The following is an 11,300-nucleotide window of genomic DNA, read 5'->3' on the forward strand; positions in this document are numbered from 1 at the left end:
AACCCTGCCTCAGGCCTGGTGCTCGTTGATGTAGTTGATGGCCTGCTGGACCGTGGTGATCTTCTCAGCGTCTTCGTCAGGAATCTCGGTCTCGAACTCCTCCTCGAGGGCCATGACCAGTTCCACGGTGTCGAGGGAGTCCGCGCCCAGATCGTCGACGAAGGACGCCTCGGCGGTCACTTCTTCCTCTTTGACACCCAGTTGCTCGACGACGATTTTGCGAACTCGATCTTCAACGCTGCTCATAATGAAAGATTCCTCCGGAATGAATAAAGTGGCCCTCGCTGAGCCAGCCCGTATTCTAGTGACAAACGAGGGTCGATGAAAGCCAATAAATAGCCTTAGGTGAAAACCCTAACCGATTGATATAAGTCATTTATATCAATCAAGGAAAAGATTTTCACGCCATGTGCATGCCACCGTTGACATGCAGCGTCTCGCCAGTGACATAGGCCCCGCCGGGAGAGGCGAGGAAGGTCACGGCAGCGGCGATCTCCTCAGGGGCACCGAGTCGACCGAGCGGGATGGAGCCGAGCAGCGCATCGCGCTGGGCATCGGGCAGCACCCGGGTCATGTCGGTGTCGATGAAGCCTGGGGCGACGCAGTTGACAGTGATGCCACGGGCGCCGACCTCGCGGGCGAGCGATTTGGTGAAGCCCATCATCCCGGCCTTGGCCGCCGCATAGTTGGTCTGACCGGCGTTGCCGCTGGCCCCCACCACCGAAGCGATGTTGATGATGCGCCCCTTGCGCGCCTTGGTCATCGGACGCAGGCAGGCCTTGACCAGACGATAGATCGAGGTGAGGTTGGTCTCGATGACCGAATCCCACTCCTCGTCCTTCATCCGCATCAGCAGGTTGTCGCGAGTGATCCCGGCATTGTTGACCAGGATGCTGGGCGCACCGAGACGCTCGTTGAGCGTCGCCAGGGCGCTGCTGATCGACTCCGCATCGGAGACGTTGAGCACCAGACCGATACCCTGATGGCCGGCGTCCTTGAACGCCTGCTCGATCGCCGCGGCGCCGGCTTCGCTGGTCGCGGTGCCGGCCACTGCCGCACCCTGCTCGGCCAGCGCCATGGCGATGGCACGACCGATTCCACGCGAGGCGCCCGTAACGAGCGCGATTTCACCCTTAAGCATTGGCAGTCGCCTCCAGTGCCGCATCGAGGGTCTTCGGGTCGAAGACCGGCAGCGTCGTCATGTTCCTGTCGATACGCTTGCAGAGTCCGGCCAGCACCTTGCCCGGGCCCGACTCGATGGCGGCCGGCACCCCGTCGCCGGCGACCTTGCGTACCGTCTCGACCCAGCGTACCGGGCGATAGAGCTGCTGCACCAGGAGATCGCGCAACTCGGCGACATCCGCGGCCGGGGCAACGTTGACGTTGTGCAGCACCGGCACCTGGGGCAGCGAGAGATCGAGTTCGGCGAGACGCTCGGCGAGCTGCTCGGCGGCCGGACGCATCAGCGCACAGTGCGAGGGCACGCTCACCGGCAGCTGTACCGCGCGCTTGGCGCCGGCGGCCTTGGCCGCCTCCACCGCGCGCGCAACCGCGGCGCTGGCGCCGGCGATGACCACCTGTCCGGGGGAGTTGAAGTTGACCGCCTCGAGCACCTCGCCGCCGGCCTGCTCGGCGCAGAGTGCGATCACGGTGTCGTCGTCGAGTCCGAGCAGCGCGGCCATCGAGCCTTCGCCCGGCGGCACCGCCGCCTGCATCAGCCGGCCACGCTCGGCGGCCAGACGGACGCCATCGGCGAAGCCCAGGGCCTCGGCGGCGACCAGGGCGCTGTATTCGCCCAGCGAGTGCCCGGCCATGACCGTGGCGGGAGCACCACCGGCCTGACGCCACACCCGCCACACGGCGATGCCGGCGGCGAGCATGGCGGGCTGGGTGTTCTCGGTGCGGTTGAGCGCGTCCTCTGGACCGCTGCTCACCAGTTGCCAGAGATCCTGACCGAGGGCGTCAGAGGCCTCCTCGAAGGTCTGGCGAACGCTGGGATAGGTCGCGGCGAGGGCATCGAGCATGCCGAGCGCCTGCGACCCCTGACCGGGAAAGAAAACGGCGAGTTGTTGTGGCATCGCAATACAGGAAGATCAAGAGGGAAATCAGTAACGGACCAGGACCGAGCCCCAGGTGAAACCGCCTCCGAAGGCCTCCATCAACAGCGTCTCGCCACGACGGATACGCCCGTCGCGTACCGCCTGATCGAGCGCCAGCGGGATGGAGGCCGAGGAGGTGTTGCCGTGCTCGGCAACGGTCACCACCACCCGTTCCATCGGCAGATCGAGCTTGCGCGCGGTCGCCTGGATGATACGGATATTGGCCTGATGGGGGATCAGCCAGTCGATGTCCGACTTGGTGAGGCCTGCGGCCTCGAGGGTCTCCTCGACGATGCGCCCGAGGGTGGTGACGGCGATGCGGAACACCTCGTTGCCCTTCATCTGAACGAAGCGGGCGTCGGGGTGACCGTTGCCGAGCCCACCGGGGACCTGCAACAGGTCCTTGTAAGCGCCATCGGCGTGAAGATGGGTGGAGAGGATGCCAGGCTCGTCGGCGGCCTCGAGCACCACCGCACCCGCGCCGTCACCGAACAGCACGCAGGTGGTGCGGTCGTTCCAGTCGAGGATGCGCGAGAAGGTCTCGGCGCCGACCACCAGCGCGCGCTTGGCCGCGCCGGTGCGGATGAACTTGTCGGCCACGTCCATTGCATAGACGAAGCCGGCGCACACGGCCTGCAGGTCGAAGGCCGGGCAGCCGTGCACATCGAGACGCTGCTGCAGCAGGGTCGCGGTGCTCGGGAAGAACTGGTCGGGCGTGGTCGTCGCCACCAGGATCAGATCAAGGTCGGAGGCGGTGATGCCCGCCGCCTCCAGCGCCCTGCGCGCGGCCTGCTCGGCCAGATCGCAGCAGCTCTCCCCGTCGCTGACCAGGTGACGTTTCTCGATTCCCGTGCGTTCCCGGATCCAGGAGTCTGAGGTATCGACGACAGCCTCGAGATCTGCGTTGGTCATGACGCGGGCCGGCAGATAGCTCCCGGTCCCGAGAATGCGGGAATACTTCATCAGGCGGTTTCCCTGTACTGTCCGCTGCCCTCGAGCTGACGCCCGACCTGTTCACCGATCCGCTTGGGGATGTCCTCGCGGATCTCCTTCTCGGCGATATAGATTGCGTTTTCGAACGCGATCTCATCGGCGCCGCCGTGACTCTTGATCACGATACCGCGCAGTCCGAGCAGGCTGGCACCATTGTAGCGACGCGGATCGATGTCGCGGCTGAAACGCTTGAGGATGGGCATCGCGGCCAGTCCGGCAAGCTGGCTGAACCAGTTGCGCTTGAACTGCTTGCGCAGCGAATGACGCACGAACTTGGCCACGCCTTCGCTCGACTTGAGCGCGACGTTGCCGATGAAGCCATCGCAGACGACCACGTCGACGTCATCGAGGTAGATGCCATCACCCTCGACATAGCCGACATAGTTGAGGCTGCTGTTGAGCAGCAACTCGTGGGCCTGCTTGACCTGCTCGTTGCCCTTGATCTCTTCCTGGCCGATGTTGAGCAGCGCGACCTTGGGCTGCTCGATGCCATCGACGACGGCGGCCAGCTCGCTGCCCATGACGGCGAACTGGAACAGATGGGCCCCGGAGCAATCGACGTTGGCGCCAAGATCGAGCATATGCGTATGACCGTGCAGCGAGGGCACCGTGGTGCTGATCGCCGGTCGATCGATGCTCGGCAGGGTCTTGAGGACGAACCGCGCGGTCGCCATCAGCGCCCCGGTATTACCGGCGCTGACACAGGCACCGGCCTCGCCGGCACGCACCAGGTCGATGGCCACGCGCATCGACGAGTCTTTCTTGCTGCGCAGCGCCCGCGATGGCAGTTCATCCATCGCCACCTCCTGGGAGGCGTGATGGATCCGCAGGCGCTCGCGACTCACCCCGCCGACATAGCCCTCAAGACGCTGCTCGTCGCCGACCAGGATCAGATTGGCGTGCGGGTTGTCCGCGAGATACTTGAGCGCTGCCGGGACCACGACACTCGGGCCGTGATCGCCGCCCATGGCGTCCAGTGCAATGGTGCAGGGTTGTGCCATCGATGCTCGACTCGCGTGTCGCGACCGTGACCCGAAACGGACCGACCGGATCACTCAGACTTGTCCACAACCTTGCGGCCGCGATAGAAACCGTCGGCCGAGACGTGATGACGACGGTGGGTCTCGCCGCTCGAGGGCTCGACCGAGAGCGTCGGCTTGCTCAGGGCGTCGTGGGAGCGACGCATGCCGCGCTTGGAAGGGGTCTTGCGATTCTGCTGAACTGCCATTGTTATCTCCAGGTACGGATCTGACGCCTCGTTGGCACGAGACGTCGCGTTGATCGAAATTGCGAAACCATCAGCCCTCGTCGTCGCGCCCGCGCGACTTCAGACTCGCCAGAATCGCGAACGGGTTGTCCCGCTCCGGCGTCGTCTCCAACAACGGCTCGGACTCGGGCGGCGAGGCATCGGTAGAAACCGGCGCCTCACACTCACCGGGCGCATGACGCGGCACCGCCGGGATCGCGAGCAGCAGCTCGTCCTCGATCCAGTCAAGCGGCTGCACCGGCTCGTCGTCTTCGACCAGCACCGGGTCGAGTGTCTCGTCGAGCTGCTCGGCCTGCTGCTCGCTGCGCACCAGCGCCAGCCTCAAGGGCGCGCTCACCGCAACGGCGACCTCGCCGAGACAGCGCTGACAGGGCAGCCGCAACACCGCATCGACGTCCCCGAAGACACGCACGCGCCCCCGGGGATCACGCTCGAAGGCGAGACGGTAACAGACCTCGGCCTTGCCCTGCGCAAGCGGGGCGAGACCGAGGACGGCCTCGGCAAGCCTCGGCAGCCGCGCAAGCTCGATCGTGCCGGTGAAGACACGCGCGGCCTGCGCGGCACGCCATGGGTCCAGTCGCTCAGGTAACGACGCTGACATAAGCTAATCAAATTAACCCAGTTTTGGCGATTTCGTCAACTTCCACGAATCAACCACCGCCCACCAGCGCGAGCAGGATACCGGCGGCCACTGCCGAACCGATGACACCGGCCACGTTCGGCCCCATCGCATGCATCAACAGGAAGTTGTGATGATCCGACTCGAGACCGACCTTGTTGACCACGCGCGCGGCCATCGGCACCGCCGAGACGCCGGCGGCGCCGATCAGCGGATTGACCTTGCCACCGGTGACCTTGCACATGATCTTGCCCATGATCACACCGGTGGCGGTACCGATGCAGAAGGCCAGCGCGCCGAGCAACAGGATGCCGAGCGTCTGCACGTTGAGGAACATCTCGGCCGAGAGCTTGGAGCCGACGGCCAGACCCAACATGATGGTGACCACGTTGATGATCTCGTTCTGCGCGGCGCGGCTGAGGCGATCGACCACACCCGATTCACGCAGCAGGTTACCGAACATCAGCATGCCCATCAGCGGTGCGGCCGAGGGCAGCAGGGTCACGCACAGCACCAGCACCGCGAACGGGAAGAGGATGCGCTCGAGCTTGGAGACGTGGCGCAGCTGCTCCATCTTGACCTGACGCTCGGACTCGCTGGTCAGCGCGCGCATGATCGGCGGCTGGATCAGCGGCACCAGGGCCATGTAGGAGTAAGCGGCCACGGCAATGGCGCCGAGCAGATCGGGCGAGAGGCGCGAGGCGAGGAAGATCGCCGTCGGGCCATCGGCGCCACCGATGATCGCGATCGAGGCGGCATCGGCCATGCTGAAGTCGAACCCGGGGATCAGGTTCAGCGCCAGCGCCCCGAGCAGGGTGGCGAAGATGCCGAACTGCGCCGCGGCACCCAACAGCAGGGTCGAGGGGCGCGCGATCAGGGCGCCGAAATCGGTCAGCGCGCCGACCCCCATGAAGATCAGCAGCGGGAAGATCCCGGTCTCGATGCCGACATGGTAGATCATGCCCACCATGCCGTCGGGACCACCGATCCCGGCCACCGGCGTGTTACAGAGGATGGCGCCGAAGCCGATCGGCAGCAGCAGCAGCGGCTCGAACTTCTTGGCGATCGCCAGATAGATCAGCAGACCGCCGACGCCGATCATCAGCGCCTGACCCCAGGTGAAATTGGCCAGTCCGGTGGACTGCCACAGTAGCAACAACTTTTCCATGGGTCCGCGCTCAGCTCAGGGTCAGCAGGGCCTGACCGACCTGCACCGCGTCCCCCTCGGAGGCGCAGACCGCAGCTACGGTTCCACCCTCGGGCGAGCGCACCTCGGTCTCCATCTTCATCGCCTCGAGGATCATCACCACGTCGCCGGAGGCGACCTGATCACCGGGCTTGACCAGCACCTTGAACACGGTACCGGCCAGCGGCGCGGGCACCTCGCTCGCAGCACCCGCAGCAGGCGCCGGGGCGGCGGCCGGGGCGGCACCCGCAGCCGGGGCGATCATCTCGACCGCACCCTCGGGCGAGACACGGACGTTGTAGGCGTGACCGTCGACCTCGACACGATAGGCCTCGGCCATCGCCGCGCCGCTCGCGGCAGCGGCAGGTGCGGCCTTGTCGGCAGCGGCGACCGGTGCCTCGGTCCAGGGCGCCGGCTCGAAGGCCGAGGGGTTGTCGCGGTTCTCGATGAACTTCAGCCCGACCTGGGGGAAGAGCGCGTAGGTGAGCACATCGTCGACCACCTCGTCGGCCAGGCTCAGCGAACGCTCCTCGGCGATCTCCTGGAGCTGCGCGGTCAGCGACTCCATCTCCGGGGAGAGGTTGTCGGCCGGGCGACAGGTGATCGGGGTCTGACCCTCTTCGAGCACGCGCTGCTGCAACGCGGCGTCGACCGGCGCGGGGGTGGCACCGTACTCACCGCGCAACACGCCGGCGGTCTCGGCGGTGATGCTCTTGTAGCGCTCACCCATGAGCACGTTGAGCACCGCCTGGCTGCCGACGATCTGCGAGGTCGGGGTGACCAGCGGGATGAAACCGAGGTCCTCGCGCACCTTGGGGATCTCGACCAGCACCTCGTCGAGACGATCGCTCGCACCCTGCTCGCGCAGCTGGTTCTCCATGTTGGTGAGCATGCCGCCCGGCACCTGGGCGACCAGGATGCGCGAGTCGACACCCTTGAGCGCACCCTCGAACTTGGAGTACTTCTTGCGAACGTCACGGAAGTAGGCGGCGATCTCCTCGAGCAGGTTGAGATCCAGCCCGGTGGCGCGATCGGTGTCCTCGAAGATGGCGACCACGGACTCGGTCGGCGAGTGCCCGTAGGTCATGCTCATCGAGGAGACGGCCGAGTCGACCATGTCGATACCGGCCTCGACCGCCTTGACGATGGTGCTGGTGCTCATGCCGGTCGTGGCATGGCTCTGCATCGCGATCGGGATCGAACAGCTTTCCTTGAGGCGAGTGACCAGCTGCTCGGCGACATAGGGCTTGAGCAGGCCGGCCATGTCCTTGATGCAGATCGAGTGACACCCCATGTCCTCGAGACGACGACCCATGTCGACCCAGTAGTCGAGGTCGTGCACCGGGCTCACGGTATAGGACATGGTGCCCTGAGCGTGCTTGTCGGTGGCGAGGACGGCCTTGATCGCAGCCTCGAGGTTGCGCAGGTCGTTCATCGCGTCGAACACGCGGAAGACATCGATACCGTTGGTCGCGGCACGCTCGACGAAGGACTCGACCACATCGTCGGCATAGTGCCGATAACCCAGCAGGTTCTGGCCGCGCAGCAGCATCTGCTGCGGGGTGTTCGGCATCGCCGCCTTGAGCTGGCGCAGACGGTCCCACGGATCCTCACCCAGATAACGGATGCAGGCGTCGAAGGTCGCCCCGCCCCAGCTTTCCATGGACCAGTAGCCCACCTGATCGAGCTTGGGCGCGATCGGCAGCATGTCTTCAAGACGCAGCCGAGTAGCGAGCAGGGACTGATGGGCGTCGCGCAGGACGACCTCGGTGATACCGAGCGGCTTGGGATCGTTCATGGTGAAGGTTCGATTTCGAAGTTCGCGATCAGGGGCGCCGCCGGTCAGGCGGGTACACCCCCCGACGACGCCCCGGTTACAGACGGACCCCTGGGTGTCAGGTCCGGCGTCGCTTCCGGTATTGGACGACGGCGGCCGTGATCGCCGCGGTCAGGCGACGATCGGTGACGGCCCCGGCACCTTGCGGGAAGGCGGGCCGCGCCTCGGGCGCGGTCTCCTCTGGGGCCCAGCGGCGCACGGCGGCGGCCACCAGGTGAAGCACGCCGATGAGCAGGATCAGGAAGGCGACCACGATGGTCATCCCGACCCCCATCAGCTGCAAGCCTTCGAGGAAGAGTTTTGAAAAGGAGATTTCGGTCATGACGATAGCCCTCAGACGTCGAACGGATGACGTCGGATCAGGGTCTGCACACGATCGGGACCCGTCGAGACCAGATCGACCGGCAGTCCGCTGAGCTGTTCAATGGTTTCGATATAGCGTCGCGCATTCTCGGGCAGCGCCTCGTAGCTCTCGGCGCCCACGCTCGACTCGCTCCAGCCGGGCAGATCAAGATAGCGCGGGGTGCAGCGGGCCATCGCCTCGCTGCCTACCGGCGGCGTCTCGAGCAGCTCGCCGTCGAGCTCGTAGCCGGTGCAGATCCGCACCCGCTCCATGCCGTCGAGCACATCGAGCTTGGTGATGCAGATGCCGGTGACGCTGTTGATGGCGAAGGAGCGCTTGAGCGCGACCATGTCGAGCCAGCCGCAGCGACGCTTGCGCCCGGTGGTGGCGCCGAACTCCGCCCCCTTCACCCCGAGATGATTGCCTTCGTCGTCGAACAGCTCCGAGGGGAAGGGGCCAGCCCCGACACGGGTGGTGTAGGCCTTGACGATCCCCAGCACATAGTCGAGGTCGCGCGGCCCTACCCCACTGCCGCTGGCGGCACCGCCGGCGGTGGTGGTCGAGGAGGTGACGAAGGGATAGGTGCCGTGATCGATGTCGAGCAGCGCGCCCTGCGCGCCCTCGAAGAGCACGTCCTCGCCACGCGCGCGCATCTGGTGCAGCAGGCCGGGGACGTCGACGATCAGCGGACGCAGCTCCTCGGCATGGGCCAGGGCCTCGTCACGGATCGGCGCGAGCTCGAGCGGCGCGAGCTTGTAGTAGTGCTCGAGGACGAAGTTGTGATAGTCGAGGACCTCGCCGAGACGCGCCTCGAAATGGGTCGCATCGAGCAGCTCGCCGAGACGGATGCCGCGCCGCGCGGTCTTGTCCTCGTAGGCCGGACCGATGCCGCGCCCGGTGGTGCCGATGGCGTTGCTGCCGCGGGCACGCTCGCGCGCCTGATCGAGCGCGACGTGATAGGGCAGGATCAGCGGACAGGCGGCACTGATGCCGAGACGCTCGCGCACCGGCACGCCGGCCTGCTCGAGCATCGCCATCTCGTCGAGCAGCGCCTGCGGCGAGAGCACCACGCCGTTGCCGATCAGGCAGCGCACGCCTTCGCGCAACACGCCCGAGGGGATCAGGTGCAGGACGGTCTTGGCCCCGTCGATCACCAGCGTGTGACCGGCGTTGTGTCCACCCTGGAAACGCACCACGGCGCCAGCGCGATCGGTCAGCAGGTCGACGACCTTGCCCTTGCCCTCATCGCCCCACTGGGTGCCTATTACAACGACGTTGTTGCCCATCTAGACTCTTTCCTACTCCGCATCGATAGCTTGTAATTCCCAGCGCCCCTCGCACCGCGCCAGGGTCTGGCTGCAGCCGAGTTGACGTGGATCCTGTTCGACCCCGGGCAGTACCTCGACCACCCGTCGCCCAGCGGCGCGCAGCCGCTCGATCTCGGCGCGCAGCGCCGGATCGGGATCGGCCGGCGCGAGCACCGGCGCGTCAACGCGATAGCGTTGCTCGAGCCCGCGTCCGTGACGCAACAGCTCCTTGAGGTCGGCACTGAAGCCGACCGCCGGGCGCGCCCGGCCGAACACCCGACCGATGTCGTCATAGCGCCCGCCACGCGCGACCTCGAGCCCCCAGCCGGGGACGAAGGCCGCAAACACCGCGCCGGTCTTGTAGCGATAACCGCGCAACTCGGCGAGGTCATAGTGGACCCCGACCTCGGGCAGCCAGCGCTGCAGCCCCTCGGCGATGCGCCGCAGGTCATCGAGCGCGGCCTGTACCGGCTGGTCGGCGCGACTCAGCACCTGCTCGGCACGCACCAGCGCATCGGCGCCGTTGAGTTCGGCGAGCGCGACCAGCATGTCGGCCGCAGCACCGTGGACGCCGAAGCCGCCGATCAGCTGCTCGACCTCGGGCACCGCCTTGCGCTGGAGCGCATCGAACAGCGCGTGCTCCTGTGCCGCATCAAGCCCGGCCTGACGGGCCAGCCCGCGGAAGATACCGACATGACCGAGATCGAGATAGCTCTCCTCGATCCCCGCCGCGCGCAGCGTGAGCATGATCAGGCGCAGGATCTCGATATCGCTCTCGACGCCGCCATGACCATAGATCTCGGCACCGAGCTGGAGCGGGCTGCGCGTCCCACCGAAGCCGTCGTCGCGAGTGCGCAGCACGGTGCCGAGATAGCACAGACGCTGCGGCACATCACGACGCAGATGATGGGCATCCATACGCGCGACCTGCGGGGTCATGTCGGACCGCACCCCGAGCAACCGCCCGGAGACCTGGTCGGTGAGCTTGAAGGTCTGCAGGTCGAGGTCCTGACCGGTCCCGGTCAGCAGCGAGTCGAGATAATCGATGAACGGCGGGATGACCAAGTCGTATCCCCAGCCGGCATAGAGATCCAGCAACTCGCGACGCAGCCCCTCGATGACCTGGGCCTGGGGCGGGAGCACCTCTTCGATTCCGGCTGGCAGCAGCCACCGTTCCTCATTCATTGCGCACTAAAACTCAGTTCACCAGATAGAGCAGCCCGAGCCCGACGATCATGCTCGTCAACCCGGCCAAACGCAGCGCCCGATCCCGCTCGGCCACCATCAGCAACAAGGCGCGTCTGAAGCTTCGCGGCGAGAGAAACGGCCAGATCCCCTCGACCACCAGCATCAGCGCCAGTGCGATCAGCAGCTCGTTCACAACCAGACGTCCTCGACCGGGGCTCGATCACGCGAACGCAACCGGGCTGGTACCCTTTCAAAAGGCGCCCATCTTTCCAGACGCAAGGGCATTTGTCCATCGCCGGGACATCGAAAAACACCCCGCAGACAGACAGAAAAACGTGATTTCAGCGCAAAAGCAGCATTTTGACAACAAAATGCATGCATTTAACCAGGGTGCGAAGGGTCGCTGAAACGTGGACGAAACGTCTGCAAGACGTCTTGGGTGGGGAAATGCGGCCCCGAAA

General features: G+C 65.9%; 13 protein-coding genes. All 13 read right to left on the reverse strand.

All coding sequences use genetic code 11. The features are described 5' to 3' along the window. Window positions 1-9: 9 nt before the first annotated feature. The 13 genes from acpP to EBL84_RS10480 all read right to left on the reverse strand — a co-directional run bounded on the left by acpP (window position 10) and on the right by EBL84_RS10480 (window position 11,032). The gene (gene acpP, locus EBL84_RS10420; RefSeq protein WP_005223711.1) at window positions 10-246 is read right to left on the reverse strand and encodes an acyl carrier protein; all 237 of its coding nucleotides are present in this window, start codon (window positions 244-246) and stop codon (window positions 10-12) included. 154 nt (window positions 247-400) lie between these two features. Next, the gene (fabG, locus tag EBL84_RS10425; RefSeq protein ID WP_123140753.1) at window positions 401-1,141 is read right to left on the reverse strand and encodes a 3-oxoacyl-ACP reductase FabG; all 741 of its coding nucleotides are present in this window, start codon (window positions 1,139-1,141) and stop codon (window positions 401-403) included. Next, the gene (gene fabD / locus EBL84_RS10430) at window positions 1,134-2,078 is read right to left on the reverse strand and encodes an ACP S-malonyltransferase (RefSeq protein ID WP_123140754.1); all 945 of its coding nucleotides are present in this window, start codon (window positions 2,076-2,078) and stop codon (window positions 1,134-1,136) included. Before fabD ends, fabG begins: the two co-directional genes overlap by 8 nt. A gap of 27 nt (window positions 2,079-2,105) precedes the next feature. Then, the gene (locus tag EBL84_RS10435) at window positions 2,106-3,062 is read right to left on the reverse strand and encodes a beta-ketoacyl-ACP synthase III (protein WP_123140755.1); all 957 of its coding nucleotides are present in this window, start codon (window positions 3,060-3,062) and stop codon (window positions 2,106-2,108) included. Continuing rightward, window positions 3,062-4,093 (reverse strand): phosphate acyltransferase PlsX, encoded by a 1,032-nt coding sequence (gene plsX / locus EBL84_RS10440; protein WP_123140756.1) that lies wholly within the window; start codon window positions 4,091-4,093, stop codon window positions 3,062-3,064. Before plsX ends, EBL84_RS10435 begins: the two co-directional genes overlap by 1 nt. 50 nt (window positions 4,094-4,143) lie before the next feature. Beyond that, the gene (rpmF, locus tag EBL84_RS10445; RefSeq protein ID WP_005223716.1) at window positions 4,144-4,320 is read right to left on the reverse strand and encodes a 50S ribosomal protein L32; all 177 of its coding nucleotides are present in this window, start codon (window positions 4,318-4,320) and stop codon (window positions 4,144-4,146) included. Between the two features lie 70 nt (window positions 4,321-4,390). After that, a complete protein-coding gene (locus tag EBL84_RS10450) occupies window positions 4,391-4,960 on the reverse strand; it encodes a YceD family protein (protein WP_123140757.1) in 570 nt (189 codons plus the stop codon). A 49-nt stretch (window positions 4,961-5,009) separates the two neighbouring features. Further along, window positions 5,010-6,146, reverse strand: a complete 1,137-nt coding sequence (locus EBL84_RS10455) for a sodium ion-translocating decarboxylase subunit beta (RefSeq protein ID WP_062274423.1) — start codon at window positions 6,144-6,146, stop codon at window positions 5,010-5,012. A 10-nt stretch (window positions 6,147-6,156) separates the two neighbouring features. Continuing rightward, window positions 6,157-7,962: a sodium-extruding oxaloacetate decarboxylase subunit alpha gene (gene oadA, locus EBL84_RS10460; protein ID WP_123140758.1), complete on the reverse strand. Its 1,806-nt coding sequence runs from the start codon at window positions 7,960-7,962 to the stop codon at window positions 6,157-6,159. A 97-nt stretch (window positions 7,963-8,059) separates the two neighbouring features. After that, window positions 8,060-8,323 (reverse strand): OadG family protein, encoded by a 264-nt coding sequence (locus EBL84_RS10465; protein ID WP_207301260.1) that lies wholly within the window; start codon window positions 8,321-8,323, stop codon window positions 8,060-8,062. Window positions 8,324-8,334: 11 nt separating this feature from the next. After that, window positions 8,335-9,630 carry an adenylosuccinate synthase gene (locus tag EBL84_RS10470; RefSeq protein WP_123140759.1) on the reverse strand — a complete coding sequence of 432 codons (1,296 nt, stop codon included), beginning with the start codon at window positions 9,628-9,630 and terminating at the stop codon, window positions 8,335-8,337. A gap of 12 nt (window positions 9,631-9,642) precedes the next feature. Further along, window positions 9,643-10,836, reverse strand: coding sequence for an ATP phosphoribosyltransferase regulatory subunit (locus tag EBL84_RS10475; protein WP_123140760.1), 1,194 nt, complete (start codon window positions 10,834-10,836; stop codon window positions 9,643-9,645). A 13-nt stretch (window positions 10,837-10,849) separates the two neighbouring features. Then, a complete protein-coding gene (locus tag EBL84_RS10480; RefSeq protein ID WP_062274437.1) occupies window positions 10,850-11,032 on the reverse strand; it encodes a DUF2065 domain-containing protein in 183 nt (60 codons plus the stop codon). Window positions 11,033-11,300 lie beyond the last annotated feature (268 nt).

The sequence above is a fragment of the Marichromatium sp. AB31 genome, from assembly GCF_003718685.1.
Taxonomy (GTDB): domain Bacteria; phylum Pseudomonadota; class Gammaproteobacteria; order Chromatiales; family Chromatiaceae; genus Marichromatium; species Marichromatium gracile.